Origin of the sequence: Polaromonas sp. JS666, assembly GCF_000013865.1 — a bacterium.
In the GTDB taxonomy this organism is placed as follows: Bacteria; Pseudomonadota; Gammaproteobacteria; order Burkholderiales; family Burkholderiaceae_C; genus Polaromonas.
Genome location: NC_007949.1, coordinates 328,407 through 343,823 on the forward strand (window position 1 = coordinate 328,407; position 15,417 = coordinate 343,823).

13 protein-coding genes are annotated in these 15,417 nt (G+C 55.2%); all 13 read left to right on the forward strand.

Translation table 11 applies throughout. The features are described from left to right. The first annotated feature begins 43 nt into the window (after window positions 1-43). The 13 genes from BPRO_RS26125 (at window position 44) to BPRO_RS29065 (ending at window position 15,406) form a co-directional block, all read left to right on the forward strand. The gene (locus BPRO_RS26125; RefSeq protein ID WP_011486062.1) at window positions 44-757 is read left to right on the forward strand and encodes a FlhC family transcriptional regulator; all 714 of its coding nucleotides are present in this window, start codon (window positions 44-46) and stop codon (window positions 755-757) included. A 317-nt stretch (window positions 758-1,074) separates the two neighbouring features. After that, the gene (mobH, locus tag BPRO_RS26130) at window positions 1,075-2,871 is read left to right on the forward strand and encodes a MobH family relaxase (protein WP_041390496.1); all 1,797 of its coding nucleotides are present in this window, start codon (window positions 1,075-1,077) and stop codon (window positions 2,869-2,871) included. Then, complete coding sequence (gene traD, locus BPRO_RS26135; protein ID WP_011486064.1) at window positions 2,871-4,823, forward strand: conjugative transfer system coupling protein TraD; 1,953 nt, start codon at window positions 2,871-2,873, stop codon at window positions 4,821-4,823. The genes mobH and traD overlap by 1 nt, the downstream gene beginning before the upstream one ends. A gap of 4 nt (window positions 4,824-4,827) precedes the next feature. Then, a complete protein-coding gene (locus BPRO_RS26140; protein ID WP_157046030.1) occupies window positions 4,828-5,439 on the forward strand; it encodes a hypothetical protein in 612 nt (203 codons plus the stop codon). Window positions 5,440-5,442: 3 nt separating this feature from the next. Further along, window positions 5,443-6,081: a DUF4400 domain-containing protein gene (locus BPRO_RS26145; RefSeq protein WP_011486065.1), complete on the forward strand. Its 639-nt coding sequence runs from the start codon at window positions 5,443-5,445 to the stop codon at window positions 6,079-6,081. Between the two features lie 102 nt (window positions 6,082-6,183). Next, entirely contained in the window at window positions 6,184-7,182 is a 999-nt protein-coding gene (locus tag BPRO_RS26150) for a CpaF family protein (protein WP_011486066.1), read from the forward strand. 36 nt (window positions 7,183-7,218) lie between these two features. Beyond that, a complete protein-coding gene (locus BPRO_RS26155; RefSeq protein ID WP_011486067.1) occupies window positions 7,219-7,602 on the forward strand; it encodes a TrbC/VirB2 family protein in 384 nt (127 codons plus the stop codon). Continuing rightward, the gene (locus BPRO_RS26160) at window positions 7,603-7,908 is read left to right on the forward strand and encodes a VirB3 family type IV secretion system protein (protein ID WP_011486068.1); all 306 of its coding nucleotides are present in this window, start codon (window positions 7,603-7,605) and stop codon (window positions 7,906-7,908) included. An 11-nt stretch (window positions 7,909-7,919) separates the two neighbouring features. Then, a complete protein-coding gene (locus BPRO_RS26165; protein ID WP_011486069.1) occupies window positions 7,920-10,460 on the forward strand; it encodes a VirB4 family type IV secretion system protein in 2,541 nt (846 codons plus the stop codon). Continuing rightward, window positions 10,447-11,226, forward strand: a complete 780-nt coding sequence (locus tag BPRO_RS26170) for a hypothetical protein (protein ID WP_011486070.1) — start codon at window positions 10,447-10,449, stop codon at window positions 11,224-11,226. The genes BPRO_RS26165 and BPRO_RS26170 overlap by 14 nt, the downstream gene beginning before the upstream one ends. A gap of 13 nt (window positions 11,227-11,239) precedes the next feature. Next, window positions 11,240-12,658: a type IV secretion system protein gene (locus BPRO_RS26175; RefSeq protein WP_011486071.1), complete on the forward strand. Its 1,419-nt coding sequence runs from the start codon at window positions 11,240-11,242 to the stop codon at window positions 12,656-12,658. Window positions 12,659-12,734: 76 nt separating this feature from the next. Beyond that, complete coding sequence (locus BPRO_RS26180) at window positions 12,735-14,801, forward strand: AAA family ATPase (protein ID WP_011486072.1); 2,067 nt, start codon at window positions 12,735-12,737, stop codon at window positions 14,799-14,801. After that, window positions 14,795-15,406: a lytic transglycosylase domain-containing protein gene (locus tag BPRO_RS29065; protein ID WP_011486073.1), complete on the forward strand. Its 612-nt coding sequence runs from the start codon at window positions 14,795-14,797 to the stop codon at window positions 15,404-15,406. Before BPRO_RS26180 ends, BPRO_RS29065 begins: the two co-directional genes overlap by 7 nt. Window positions 15,407-15,417 lie beyond the last annotated feature (11 nt).

Consider the following 15,417-nt stretch of genomic DNA (forward strand, 5'->3'; position numbering starts at 1 on the left):
AGGTCTGCGACAGCATTCAAGGAAAACGGAAGTTATCAAACTCATGCGCTCAGTAAAGCAAGCAACGGCCAAAGAAGTGACTGCTGGTAAGGCATCGGCGTCAAAGTCAAGGATCAACCTGTTTGATGATCCACGGTGGGAAGATCGTTTCGATGTACTGATTCGCCTGACCCAGCGTACCCAACTGATCAAAGACCTAACCGGTACCGACATTCGTCCCCAGCGGATCAAGGCTGCAATCGACAAGCGCTTGGAGGAAATGGGCGTAGAAATTCAGCGCCCACGCGGAAGCGGCCAGACATACACCGCCAAGGGGTTCCTTTCAAAGATGGCGGACAAATATGATGCGGCCTACTTGCTTGGACTGCACTTTGGAGCTAATGGCCCCGGATCGCTGGCCACGTTTGACACAAACCTAGGTACTGCACTCGACAAGCGCATGGAAACCTACTTGCGCTACTGCAGCGACATGTATGAACGTCAAGAAGACGCAAGCATCAGTTTTGAAACCTACATTGTCCTAATTGAGGGGATCAAGAACCACGAAGTCCCCATGCATACCTGCAAGGACTGCAGTACATCCTATGTCTGGCCGGTTGGCTCCTATGTCCGTCACTCCTGCCCAGTCTGCGCTGTCCATCAGCACGACGTGAAAGCAGCCAAGCAGAAACTGGAAGTGATGCTCAACGCCAAAAAGACCAGAGCGACCCCTGTCCGCAGCCACTTGTTGACTGGAAGTGCACGTGATCCAGCTTGATGAGCTGACCCAATATTGAAATTGTTAACGCCCTCTCCAGGGCGTTTTTCTTTGGGCTGCCACATTGTCCAAGGATCAAACTGTATAGAGATTGTCGATTCCGGGGAATGAGTGTGCGCGTCCAAAGAACGATTAAAACGGCCAACACACCAAAAAGCGTACGTAGAGCGTACACAGCGAGAAGTCTGAATCGAGACAATCATTAAATGGGAATGAAATGGCTGTCCGCTCTACTAAAACCAAACAAACCAGAGCTTCTGGCCGCACCTCCGAGCTCAAAATCTGCGCGGCCGGCGGCCGCTGCACCAGCAGTGGCCATGCAAAACATCTATCCTCCGGACGATCAAGGTCTGCCGCTGCGTAGGGTTGCGGAGCTGCTAGCTGGGAATGAGAGTTTGATTTCCCGCATCCGTCTCCATGCCGCCGCAGACGTGGACAAATTCGATGTCCGATTCCTGACACCCATCACGAATTTGGCAAACCAGATCAATGCGCTGCCGGCTTCATCCTCTTCATTGTTCTCGGGTGAGGGTGGCTTGTTGCGAGCGTCCCTGGAAATGGCATTCTTGTGCTTTCAGGCATCGGATGGGCGCATTTTTACGGGCGCAGCAACGGTCGAGGTGCGACACAAATTGGAGCCTCGCTGGCGATACATCTGTTTTCTGGCAGGTTTGCTTCACCCCATAGGTATACCTTTGGTCCGCATGGTGGTTTCAACCAAGGGGGGGGAGTCATGGCCCAAGCACATGCACGACATCACCACCTGGGCCCAGGGCGCCAAGATCGACCGCGTCTATGTGAATTGGTCGGATGAGTCAAAGCTCGAACAGAACAAGCTGCTCGGCCCATCGCCATACACCGCTTCCATCCTGCACAAAATTGTCGGGCCCGAGAATCTGGGCTGGTTGGAAGAAGGCTCCCCAGATCTGACACGTACCCTTTTCGAACTGGTGGGAGGTAGTGAGACAACCTCACGAATCGCCAAGGATGTTGTTGTAACGATGTGGGGCAAGGTGCAGCAGCGCGAGGAGGCGCGCCGGCCCCAAGCCTACGGGCGGTTGACTGTTGGCACACACCTGACGCCCTACCTGGTGGGGTCGATGCGGTCACTTGTTAACGACGGCAAGTGGAAGCCCAATGACGGTCCCCTAATCGTGGATAGCACCGGCGTCTACTTGATTTGGCCGGATGCGGGGGAAGAGATTGTGCGGCAAGGCGCTCGCGAAGGACGCGATGGATGGCCGTCATCCGCGGCTACTCTGGCTGAGTTGCTCAAGCAAGATGGTGTTTTTGAAACCTCGTACGGAAACGATATGGGGATGACTGAGGTCGTAGATAAGGAGGGCAACGTCCTCCAGTCATACAAGTTAAAGAAGCCGACCACAGTCATCGAAACGTATGAGGCCTCCGATTACCAGCGGGCAGCGCCCAAGACGTTGAGTGGTGTTCTGGATCGTGACCCTCTTGCAAAGGCAGAGGCTAAAGCGGTAGAGAAGAAGGCCAAGCCTGCTCAGGCAAACCTTGAGGTCGATACACCAGCGGTGTCCACTTCTCCTGCGAATGCAACGGTGGATCCGGAGACTGGTGAACTCATCGCATCCACGGAGGTTCGCAATGACGTTTCGAGCACCGACGGGGCCGATTTGTCGGCGGACAGCGCACCTGTCGAACCTGTTGCCGTTACAGAGGTAGCAACCGCGCCTATTCAACCGCCAGCACTTGCTACGGCGCCACTGCCTGGACAGAGCGGAAGGATCAAAGAGGCCGCAGAAGTGAAGTTCAGTGATCTCGTTCCCGAGGAAATCCGCAAGGAAATCAAGACCACTCTGACCATTGAGTTGCTTGGCAAGGTCATAAAGGCATGGCGGGAGCGCGGTGAGCAGAGTACCACCATGCGCCTGACTGACAACGGGGCTGCTATCAGCATCGATTTCCTGGGAACACTCATGCGCAGCATCCCGGACTGGGCAAACGAAATGGCATCTGCAGGCTTGATTTACGCACCCCCCGATCGTCCAGGTCTGAAGGTCCATAAGGTGGCGATTCCCGAAGGCTCCAAGGCCAAAGAGGCGATCGTTATATCCCGTTACGGTTGCAAGAAGTTGGGGCTCTAATGGCTGAAAATCGATTTGAACAACTGTTGCGCCCGGCATTCGAAGCGCGGGCTGCGATTGGGTGGGGGATAGCCGCTATCTGGATGTTGATCTGTGCTGTCCTTGTCAACGCACCACGCGGCACTCTACTTGCATCCGCTGGTCTTGCTGTGGCCATGGCGTCGTGGCGCATGTTCGGAGCCCAGCGTTTGCTTAAATACAAGCTGTCTCTTTCGGGCAAGGAAGTGGTGATCATGAAGACCACGGACCTCCAAAAAGCGATGCCGAAGCTCGGTGAAAACCTTTGGCTGGGCTGGGGCTACCGCTGGGAGCCTCGTCACACCCAGCGCGCATACGAGGTTCTCAAGCGGGATCTTGACGATGTGTATCCACCACAATGGTGGCTCAAGTGGATGGGCAAGACCAAAGATCCACGCAAGGCCAAAGGCCTGCCGTGGGTTCATGGCTTGGATATGAAGGAGAGCGACGTCCTGTTGCCCTTTGAATCGCTGAAGGGCCATTGCGCAATCATTGCTACGACAGGTGCCATCAAAACACGTCTGGCGGCACTGGTGATCTTCCAGCTGGCCTTGAGGGGCGATTGCGTGATCGTGATTGACCCGAAAGGGGATCGTGACTTGCGCGAAATCTGCCGACAGGCCGCCGTGCTCGCAGGCCACCCCGAGCGGTTTCTGATGCTTCACCCGGCCTTTGCCTCCGAGTCCGTCAGGCTCGACCTGGTGAAGAACTGGGATCAGGTGTCTCAGGTGGCTTCGCGTATCACTATGGTCCTGGGTTCCCAGGAGAGTGACAACTTCAAGGAATTCTGCTGGATGGCCGTCCACCGGATTACCAACGGAATGAAGTACATCGGTCGCCGAGTGAGCCTCTACAACTTGAAAACGTCGATGGAGTCACGGGTATCTGTCGAAAAGCTCACCGAGCAAGCTCTGCGGAAATTCTTTAAGGAAGAGTGCCCGCAGCTGTTGGAGTCAATTGAGAAGGAAATCAACGCGTCGAATGCCGCCGGCAAGCGCCCTGTCAGCAAAAACGCAGTAGAGACCAATTCCCCGGAGCTGAGTGCCATGATCAAAGTCTTCCTTTCCGAAGTGCCGGAAAGCCATGACGAGGCGACGTCGAAAGGTCTGCCAGCCAAGCCCGAAGAGGTCCGTGGTTTGGTTGCCATTCTGGAAGCTAACAAGGAATGGTTCGGCAAGATGATCGTCAGCATCACGCCGTTGCTTACCAAGTTGACTACGGACGATCTCCGTGGGCTCTTGTCGCCAGACTATGAGGACATCAACGACACACGTCCCATCATGGACGGAAAGCGCCTGGTCGAAGGGAATCATATCTTCTACATGGGGACAGACACGCTGGCCGACGAATCCGTTGGAAAGGCCATGTCAACGATGGCTTTGGCCGAGCTTTCATCGGTGGCGGCCGAGATTTACAACCATGGTGTTGCGTCCAAGGATGACGGTTCGCAACCCCGACGTGTCCACGTCGTAGTGGACGAATGGCGCGATGCGGCCTGTGAACCAATGATCCAACAGGCGAACAAGGGCCGTGGGGCTGGGTTCTTCATTTGGGCACTAGGACAAACATTCTCCGACCTGGTAGACAAGTTCGGTGGCAATACCGCCCGTGCGCGTACCTTCATCGGCAACATGAACAACCTGATCGTAGGTGCAACTCAGGATCCGGACACGATGAACCTGATCATCGACAAGCTGGGTGAGACTTCAATCATCGTCAAGAGTCAGTCCACTGGCATGGGTTCGAAAACCGAGGATGTGGGGCTGGAATTCAGCGCCAATCAAAGCGAATCCATTTCAGAAAAGACGGTGGAGATTTTCCCGAGGAGTTTGTTACCGCAGCTGCAGGATCTGCACTACATCGGATTCTTTAACCGCGGCGAGCTCATTAAGGGCCGTATCCCCGTCATCGTGCAGAACAACAGGCCTACCTAATTACATGACGTCAGTAACAAACATCGGTTCCAAAGCACGACAAGACAGATCGCCCACCGACGGTGGTGCGGCTGTTTGGCCTATCAATTCGCTTGCTCCCAAGACCCCCAACGCATGGCTGAACGAGATTATCCGAAATAAGCCGTACGAGAGTATCGCTTTGTCGATTTGGACGCACCAACCGAACCTTCGGGTTGCAACCGAGAAGTTGGGTGGCTACCTGACGCCTCTGTGGCCAGCACCTGATGGCAGGTCTCTTTGGAGCGAAGCCATCGAAAAAGCGGTGACCAAGGTCGACCTCGCCGTCCAGCGTGGGGAAAACTACCACGGTCGAGTGGTCGGCATTTACCTGTTCTGGCTGGCCAGTTGCGTTCCCGACGTGGCGCGCATCGCCGTTCATGGCTACAACAAGCAAGGTCAGCGAATCGTTTGGAAGTATTTTTCCCAGCCGTTGAGCGCCTGGGTGAAAGCCAACGCGATCGAGCGCATCGAGGCTGTGTTGGTAGAAGAGGAGCCGGCCGAAGAGGTTACGGCTGGACTACGCACGCATTTGGTGGCCCGCATCACCGATCCCGTGGATGCGGGATACCTGGAAATGTACGCACCGCGGGGGTAAGACATGAAGAACAGTCAGCACCTTGGGTTTTGGTTGGCAGTGGTGTTCCTGGGATTTTTCATCGCGCCACTGATGAGAAGTGGGTCCAGCATGGAGGCCTTTGTGGGGGACGAAGTTCATCAGACACGTGAGGCACTGGGAGCCCGCGTGGGCGACTTTGTCGTTTCGTTTGCGAACGCCACCTTTCAAGACACGCCATTGGGCATGGTTGCTCAGACGGCAAAGACTGCCAAGCACACCAAGGAAGAGGTGGCCTTATCGAAGCGGGTGGCTGGACCTGGGGGAGAGTTGATGTCCTCGGTTTACAACAGCTACCTGCAGGGTCTGATACTCCAGGCATTCGTGGTCGCAATGAGGCTGGCTATCGTCCTGATCTGGCTTGTCGTTCTGGCCCCAATGTTGGGTGCTTCGGTATTTGATGGGTTCATGCAGAGGCGCATCAAGCGAGCCGAGTTTGGTGCGATCCGTCCCGCAACCTTCACTGTGGCCGGGATGTTTGTGATCCCATTGCTGGCGCTGCCCCTGGTATACCTGGTCATTCCTTTCAGCCTATCACCCCTGCTGGCACCGCTTTGGGCGCTGATTGTTGCTTTGCCTCTGTCACTGCTGGTGTCCAACATGCAGCCATTGTTCGGCCGGTGATGCAATTTAAAGAGCCGTTGGCTGTGCGCCAATGGCTCTATGCATCGTTTTAGCGCCATTGTCCGGGCAAAAAATATGGACTGAGCTTGGAGAATTCCAAGCATGCATATCGAAGAGCCTCCATCAGCCGCAAAAGCCCAAGAGGCCATCCGACTTGGTCACACCCAACGGGTTCTGGCGCAGCTTATGGATACGCTGGCCGTTCTGAGAACCCATTTTGATGACGCTGAAATCAGCGAAATCATGATCAATGGGCCAGATGACGTGTTCATCGAAAAGCACGGCAAAACCATCAAGCTCAAGGTCAAGCTGGCCGCTCCAAACATTCGTGCCGCCATTAGCCTGATCGCCGGCCTGATGGAAAAGGAAGTTGGCGAAAAGAACAAGCAGCGTGTCTTGTCTGCGAGACTCCCCGGGTTCCGGGTCGAGGCGATCCTTCCCCCCGTGGCAGTCAATGGCCCGACCATGTGTATTCGGCGCCATGCCTCCCGCGTATTCAGCATCGAAGAGTACATCAGCAGTGGTGTGATCTCTCAGGAGTATGCGGATCTGCTCAAGCAGGCAATCCTCAACAAGGAAAACTTCCTGATCGTTGGTGGAACTGGCTCGGGCAAGACCACGATGATGAATACGGCCTTGAGCATGGTTCCGCCTGACGAGCGTCTGTTTGTCATTGAAACAGTTCACGAACTGCAGATCGTTTCCCCCAACAAGGTTCTCGTTGAATGTGACGACGAACAGGGGATGACCCCCCGTAAAGCAGTGCGCACAGCCATGCGCTACGCACCCAAACGCGTGATCGTCGGCGAGCTGCGCGGACCAGAAGCCTATGACTGGATGGATGCGGCAAACACAGGCCACCCAGGGTCTGCGGCAACCATCCATGCCAACAGTGCCGCCCGCGGCCTTGGCCGCCTGGAAAACCTGCTCCTCATGTCAAACATGGGCGTTCCTCATGAGGCATTAAAGGTGGCCATCGCGGACAGCGTTCAGTGGCTGTTTTTCATCAAACGCGATGGAGCAACTCGCAAGGTAACCGAGGTGTGCCGTGTACTCGACTACGACCGCGTGAAGGGTGAGTACGTCCTCGAAAAGTTTTGATTCCCCATTTTGTTTTTTTACCCTAGGAGAGCTCTCATGATCCAAACCATCAAATCCAAAATTACCGCGCTGCGCCAGAACCAGTCGGGCGGCCAGAACCTGAAGACGGTTTTGACTGCCACCCTGGTAGCGGCCCTGCTCGCTGTCATGCCCATTGATGCCATGGCCCAAAACTTCGACATTCCATTCATCACGCAGTTTGGCTGCTCCGTGGTGAAGTGGATGAAGGGACCATTGGCGATTCTGATCTTCGTTGTCGTCGTGATCGCTACGCTGGTGATCGGGATGATTTCCAAGATGGACTGGAGTCGCATTATTTCCGTGTGTGTGGTGTTCGGCATCATCATCGGTCTGGGCGGTGTACTGGCTAATTCGTCGTACTTCCAAGCCATGCCCGCAATGCAATCCTGCTTGTCCTAAATGGCATCGCGTTCCTCGGCCTTTCATCAGTCGTTGCAGCGATCGCGGCTGATCATGGGAATCGAGAAGGCCAGCTTCGGGGGGTTGGTCTTCGCCAGCTCCTTCTGTCTGGTCGCTCGCAGCTATTGGGGTGTCCCAATCATCGTCATCCTGTACCTGCTCGCCAAGTGGCTTACCAAACGTGATGGGCAGTTCATTGAGGTCTTCTTCAAGTACCTCAATGAGGACCATGTCTACGACGCAACGCCGCGCCTTAGCGATTACAAGTCCCGGCCCAAAGGCTGGGGTAAAGACCTACCGCTCTGATTGGCCAAATAATGATTGCATTTGAAGACCTTTTCAACAAGCCGCGTAAAGCGGCTCGTTCCTTTGCTGAACTGCTACCTTGGTTCGCCCAAGTAGCTCCCGGGCTGGTAATTTGCCAGGATGGCTCGCTGCTTGCGGGCTACACCTTTGAGGGCTCGGATGTCGAGGGGCGGCAGGACTTCGAATCCGATCAGAAGATCAACCAGCTTCAAACGGCCCTGCGCACGCTGACGGACAGAATCACCATGTGGACGGTGCAGGAGCGCCGGTTTGTCTCTGGATACCCGAAAGGGGACTTCTCCAGCCCTATTGCCCGTGCGATTGACGAGCAGTGGGAAAAGTCCATTTCCAAGCAACGCAATGCACGGTTGACCCAGCGGATCTACCTCGGGTTCAACTTTCCAAACTCCAGCGAGGCCTTCTTTGAAGCCTTGCGCGCCGAACTGGAGGAAAATGATGGCAAGGTGCTCGCCGCATTGGGTGGACTGATCAAGCGCCGACTCTCCGACAAGGGCGCGATTGCGAAGGTCCGGGGGCAGCTGGCCGACATGACCACCGAGTTTGAAAAGCTGCTGGGAGCCTTCTCGGGGATAGTCGAGACAAACCTGGGGTTCAAGCGGCTGGAGGGTGAAGAATTCCTGGGTGACCTGTATTCCCGGGCCAACTTGGCTTCACCTCCTGGGCCTGTTCGTTTGCCGAAAGGTGGTGCCTATCTGAATACTGCGTTGGCATCCGACACGCTGATCCGCCGCCAAGATCAGTTCGAGTTCAAAGGGCCGACGAAAAGCGCATATGTTGCTGCTCTGTCCACCACCGGCACGCCACAAGAGGCGTATAGCGGCTACATGGATTCCCTCATGGCGGTGGATTGCGAGTATGTCCTGGTACAGTGCTACCGCTTCATTGACCGCACCGTGGCCGAAAAAGCCATTCAGGATGCGGAAATGTTCTATCGCTCGGAGGTGAAGTCGGTTCTGACGCGAGTCTTTGAACGCATGACCGACTCCGAATCGGAAAAGGTCAACACCGGTAACCTGCAACTGGCCCAGGATGCACAGGATGCTCTGGTTGAACTCACAGCTTCTGATGTGAGCTACGGCTACTACAACATGACGATCCTTGCCCTCGGCACAACGCAGAAGGAAGCCGAGAATGCGGCAGACCTGATGGCCAGCAATTTGCGGGCTAACGGCTTCACCATCCTGCGCGAGCGCCAGGGTCTGATGTCAGCGTTCTTGGCAACCATGCCAGGCAATGCAGATGCAATTCTTCGTTGGAAGCTGGCTTCAACGGCAAATCTGGCCGATCTGGCACCGATTCGTACGATTTCCAAGGGTGAACCTACGCATCCCCTGTTCTCGCGGCTTATCGGTCATGACGTGCCCGCTTTGGCCAGGTTCTTGACGCCCTACGGTGTCACCTATGACTTCAACAATCACGAGACCGATGTAGGTCATACCGCGGTCATTGGAGGTACCGGGGCAGGTAAAACATCGCTGATGACACTCCTGATCTCGATGTTCCAGAAGTACAACCCTGGGCAGACATTCATCTTCGACATGAAATACTCGTTGATGATGGCCACTGTGCTGCTGGGCGGTAAGCACATCGATATGGGTGGAAAAGGTGGCAAGACAATCGGGATGAACCCGGTAAAAACCATGTTACTCGCCAATGACGATATGCAACTTCGCCAGTGGGTTGAAGTGCTCATTGGTGCCGGCGGAAACACGATCTCTTCGAATGAGAGCCAGGTAATTTACACAGCCATTCAAGGGCTTCGTCGGTCCCCACCTTCCACATGGCGCCTCTCGGCCCTGTACGCACTGATCGCTGGTGCCGACCAAGATTTGGCCGCAAAACTATCGCCCTATGTCGACCGGACCGATGATGATGAAATCGGCTCAGGGCCGTATGCGTCCTATTTCGACAACGATGAAGATCACTTCCAGCTGACCCAGATCGTCGGTATGGAGGTTGAAGGCATCCTGAAAACGCCTCAACTGGCAAGTCCCTTCATGGACTATGCGTTCTACAACATCGAGCGCCGGCTTGATGGAGCTACGCCCACCCTGATCTACATCGAAGAAGCTTGGTACATGCTGGCCAACAAGGCTTTCGTCGAGAAGTTCGAGACCTGGCTGCGCACATTCCGAAGCAAACGCGCATTTATTGTCTTTGCTACCCAGTCCTTGGGTGAAATCGCACGTCTTGAAAACCTGGAGGGAATTGTCACCAATATTCCGACACAGATTCTGCTGCCCGCCGTGAAGAACTCAGTGCATCAGCAAGCGGATCTGTACAAGGATGTGTTCGGCATAAATGACAACCAACTTGATTTGCTATCCCGTGCCATCCCCAAGCGGGATTACTTGATCGTCAAACCATCGGTTACCCGCCTGGTTAGCACGCAAATGCCGCCTTTGCTCATTGCCATCAATGAGGCAACAACCCAGCCTTCTATGCGCTCTGCTGTTCTTGCAGCAGCTGCCAAGGGCGGCCTCGATTGGGAACTTAATTTTGTAAGGGAGGTGCTTCATGTTCAAGTCTAAATTTATCGCACTCGCGGTTGCTATTGGAGCCGTGAGTTCCATTCCATTGGTACACGCGGGCACGGTTGCCGGCTTTGGTGGTTCTACGGAAATTACCCAGCTGATGAACAATGCGGAACTGTTGAAGATGGGCGTGGACGGTGCACAGACAGCGGTGACCACGGTTAACCAGTACATGGTGCAGATTGAGCAGTACCGGAACCAGCTCATCAACACGGCTGGCATGGACCCCATGAAGCTCAATGCCCAGGTGAACATCCTCAATACCTCGTACCAGCAGTTGGCCAGCTATCGTGACCAAATCAACCGTACATCAGGCAGCATGAACAACCAGCTGGACGCCTGGGGCCAGCGGTACACCACTGCGAAAGTTGCTGGCCGTACTCTGAAAGAACAGCTGGACGCCGAGGCGAAACTTCGTGAGGGCCGCAATGGCGCGGCACTGGAGCGTGCAAAGCGTGATGAGCAGATCATGCAGGATGTGAACAGGGACATTGAGCAGCTGCGCCAGGCTGAGGCAGACATACCAAAGTCCCAGGGGATGAACGAATCGATCCAAAACATGCACAGGACGATGAACAAGATCGCCTACCAGAACACCAAGATGATTGAGCTGCTGGTGGAAAGCAGCGCTGCCAATCGCAACAACAACATGGATCGCAATGTGGATGCTGAAAACAGTAACCGCGTTGAGAAGTACCGCAGGGACTACCAAGATGCGTTACGGAAGCGCCAGCTTGAGTTTATCGCTCCAAAATCCAATTAATTTAGGGCCTCACATGTACACAGTGACCTCTGAGGATACCGGCCGAAGAATTTTCGCGGATGCCGTTGGGGGCTTGATGCGTGTCGCACGCAGGTTCCTTAGCAATGCCATTGCCACGGCGAAGGCTCAAAAGGTGACGTTTGGCGCCATCATCTTCGTGTTGATGATGTCCAGTTTGATGGCCGTGGCGCAGAACAATACTGCCGGTACTCCAGAAAGCGTTGTGTCAGGACCGCCGGCAGTTAACAGCATAGGGATGAATTCCACAGACGTGGCCTCCATGATCGCGAAGTCCATGGACGATAAGCTGAACGGACTCACAGGGTCAACAACCCTCATGGGTGCGCGCGACATCATTCTTGGTGTTGGATTGGCAATCGGGCTGTTTTGGACTGGTCTCAAGACCATGGTTGCCGGCAAGGGTATTGGCGAGCTGCTTGGCGAGTGGATTCCCATTCTGATCACTGCTGGTGTGGTCACGGCTTTCACCACTCCTGGCCCAGGCAGTGCAGGTAACCAAATTGCAGTCACCATGGACCAGATTGCAGGGGCAATCACCGGCGCAGCTGGGGGACAAGCAATTGATACCTCTAGCGTTCAGGGCGTTATCGGTTCTGCTGTGACCACTACATTCAACGCTGTTGTGAGTGTTGCCAGAACTCCTCAGCGCACCGAAGGTGGCTGGAGCAACATTGCTGGCGCCATTGCCTCCGTTCCCATCTGGGTGTTTGCCACGATCATGAAGCTTGTTACCAGTTTCATCATTGTTATAGCGATGTGCATCTACATGGCAACGGCTGTGATGGCTATGGTGAGCATCAAATTGGTGATTGCTCTTGCACCAGTCATGGTGCCATTCCTGATCTTCAAGCCCACCGCCTGGCTCTTTGATTCGTGGCTAAGGTTTCTGCTGGGTGCTTCCATGATGAAGCTGGTGGGTGCGTTCATGCTAAGCCTTACTTCCGGGCTGATGAGTTCGATGGTGCTGGTTGCACAGAAGATAGATGCCGATTCAGCGGCCGGAACCTATGACACCTTCACCGGCGACATCGTTTTGTTCGCCACTATCCTGCTCCTGTCCGTCCTTGCAGGGTTGCTGATGGCCCAGGTGCCCAGCATTTCGAGTGGCTTGCTGGCCGGAAGCGCCGGCGGGGCAGGCTTCAGCGGCTTGAAAGGTGTTTCGCAGACTCTGGGCGCGAAAGCTGGCACCAGTGCTACCAGCGCCGGTGGTCGCTATGGATACGACAAGGGCATTGGCGAGGCTCGTGCTGCCCGTCAGGGTGCTAAGGATGCGGCCGGTGGTTTCTCGACTGGTGGCCGCCAATATGGAAGCCAACGCGCTTCTACAGCCTATCTTCGTGGTCACGCGGTGGCTAAGGCAGGTGCTCCACAGGCGGCCGCCGCCGCCAAAAAGGCCAATTGGCGGGATTGACATGAGCAGGGCGGCAAGCTGTTGACAGAGGACAATACCGTGCTAATTTGATTGCAAATAGACACGGGATTCTCATATGAAAGCTAGATCACATTATCTGAGCCGCCTTCTGCAAACAGTGGGCTTTTGGCTGTTTGGTGTATTGCCAGCAGCCATTGCCGTCCTGTCCGCCATGGTGATGTTCGGTGCGTGGATGAGCAAGAAGGGCGCCCCGCTGAGCTTCCAAGTCCTCGGTAACTTCACCCCGGAAGCTGGTGTGTTGCTGGGCTTGATTGCCTACCAACTGCTGCTTCATGTGGCGCGCATCTGGATGTGTAAGCGAAGTGCAGATGCAAACGGCGCACTTCCCTATGAGCCAGCATTGACCAGTGACAGTCTTCGTGCTTTTGTGCCCGCTGTCATGACGCCTTACACCGTCTTCTTCGCCTTGTGGGGTGCCTTTGGCACCAAAGTTGCGGCAACCAACTATGTACTGGTGGCGGCACTAGGCGCCATGACATTCCTGAGCTGGGTCATCATCAAAACAGGTTGGCTCTACGGTTTCGCAATTGCCGAGCGCGCACGTGCGCAATACGGCGATTCCTCCGAGCAAGCACAGCACTCGAACGTCGCCCGCAAGGAAGTCGCCAAGATCACATTCAAGGACATTCATGGCAACACAGCGATCAAGCGTCGATTGTTGGAGGCTGGCCGCGCCATCGTGGATGCTCCTAAGGGTGGCCAGGGCAAGGCCCGTAACGGGATCTTGATGGACGGTGAACCCGGCAATGGCAAAACGGCCATGGCGGAAGCGCTTGCCGGTGAACTGAAGCTCCCATTGCTGACACTCACCCACTCGGATGTGGCCAGTCGCTGGGTAGGTGAACGCACTGAAAAAGTGAAGGCCGCTTTTGAGCAGGCGATTCGATCACAGCCCTGCCTCTTCTTCATTGATGAAATCGACAGCTTCTTGCCTGATAGGTCAACGGCTAGCGCCCAGACCAAGGAAGACAGCGATGTCACCAATTCTCTTCTGACACTGCTGATCGAAATTCGCAAGCATCGTGTGGTGGTCGTGGCTGCAACGAACTACGTGGATCGTCTTGACGGTGCCGCCATTCGTGAAGGACGGTTTGACTTCAAGGTCGAAATCACCCCGCCGGATGAGGAAGCGCGCATTGGCCTGCTGACCGCTGGTTTGAATACCAACGCACCCACTTTGCGTGTGAGCCAGGCGACTATCAAAAGCGTCTCTCAACGTTGGAATGGCTTTTCCGTGAAGCGAATCCTTGCCGTGACTGAGGAAATGCCTTCCTACGTGGCAGAAGCACGTGAGCAAGGGGCCTTCAAGGGTGAGTTGGAGTTTGACGACTTCATGGCCGCTTTGCGCCGGCTGCAGGGCCGTAAGGGTGCCACGCCTGAGAACGTCAAGGCCATGGCTGACATGGTGCTGCCCGAGGTGACACGGGAGGCCCTGACGCTGCTTGCAAGCCGCCTGAAAGACCCACAGCGCATTGAACGCCTCGGTGGCTCATTGCCCTCTGGCGTTCTGTTCTTCGGCCCTCCTGGTACGGGTAAGACCGCCGCTTGCAAGGCTCTGGCGAAGGAAGTTCAGTGGGCTTTCCTGATCAAGACTGGTCCCGATCTGGTGCGTGACCCCAAGGCCCTGGACAAGCTCTACGCGCAGGCCAAGGACTTGCGGCCTTGCATCATCTTTGTGGACGAGGCAGATGATTTGCTGATTTCCCGTGAAGCATCCCGCAATTCGGAAGCCACCAACAAACTCTTGACCATCATGGATGGCGTGAATGACCGTGTGCGCGACGTGGTGTGGGTGGCTGCTACCAACAATCCGGAGCAGATTGATTCCGCTCTGCTGCGTGGAGGGCGCTTCACAGAGAAGGTTGAATTTGTGCGTCCAGATGAGGACCAGTTGACCGCACATATCGAACAGTGGTTCGCAAACCGCAAGATTGGTTTGAAGTCTGGTTTGGATGCCCCGGCTATTGCATCCATGTTGGGTGATGAGAGCATTGCTAACGCTGAGGCTGTGTTGCAGTACGCGGTCAACCGTGCGATCTCTCAGTCGAACGACGATTTCATTGAAGTTGGTGCTGCCGATGTGCAGAGAGGTGTAGCGATGGTTTTGGGGGCTGCGTGCTGAAATTTGGTATCTCTAGGGTACTCGCCACTTCGGTGGCGGCCTTTCTTTCCATCGGCGCCACACAGTCGGCGTTCGCACAGGATGCCTTTCGCGACGTGGCAGTAGCGCAAGGCCCGAGACAACCTGATGACTGTGTAACCCAGGCGGCTACCTATCATTCGGTGAGCCCTTGGGTCCTTCGCGCCATCATCCAAGTGGAATCCAGCTTCAACCCCAATGCTTTAAATAAAAACAATAATGGCACGGTAGATGTTGGGATCGCACAGATTAACTCCATGCACTTCAAAGAGCTGGGTAAGTATGGCATTGCGCAACGCGATTTGATGAATGGTTGCATTTCAAGCTACGTTGCAGCGTGGCACCTGAAAAAGCAGATCAATGCCTATGGGAACACGTGGTTTGCCGTTGGCGCCTATCACTCGGCTACCCCGTGCTTTAACCAGCGTTACACGGGTCTGGTCTGGAATGTCCTTCTCAAATGGGGCGTGGTCAACGGCCCCAGGGCAAAACCAGTTGCCATGTCGGCCTGCGCCTCTGCTAAATCGGGCACCGGGGTTGCCAAATCCACGCAGGCCAAAGAACCCTCACTGCTCGCTCTGGATTGAAACATCAGCAA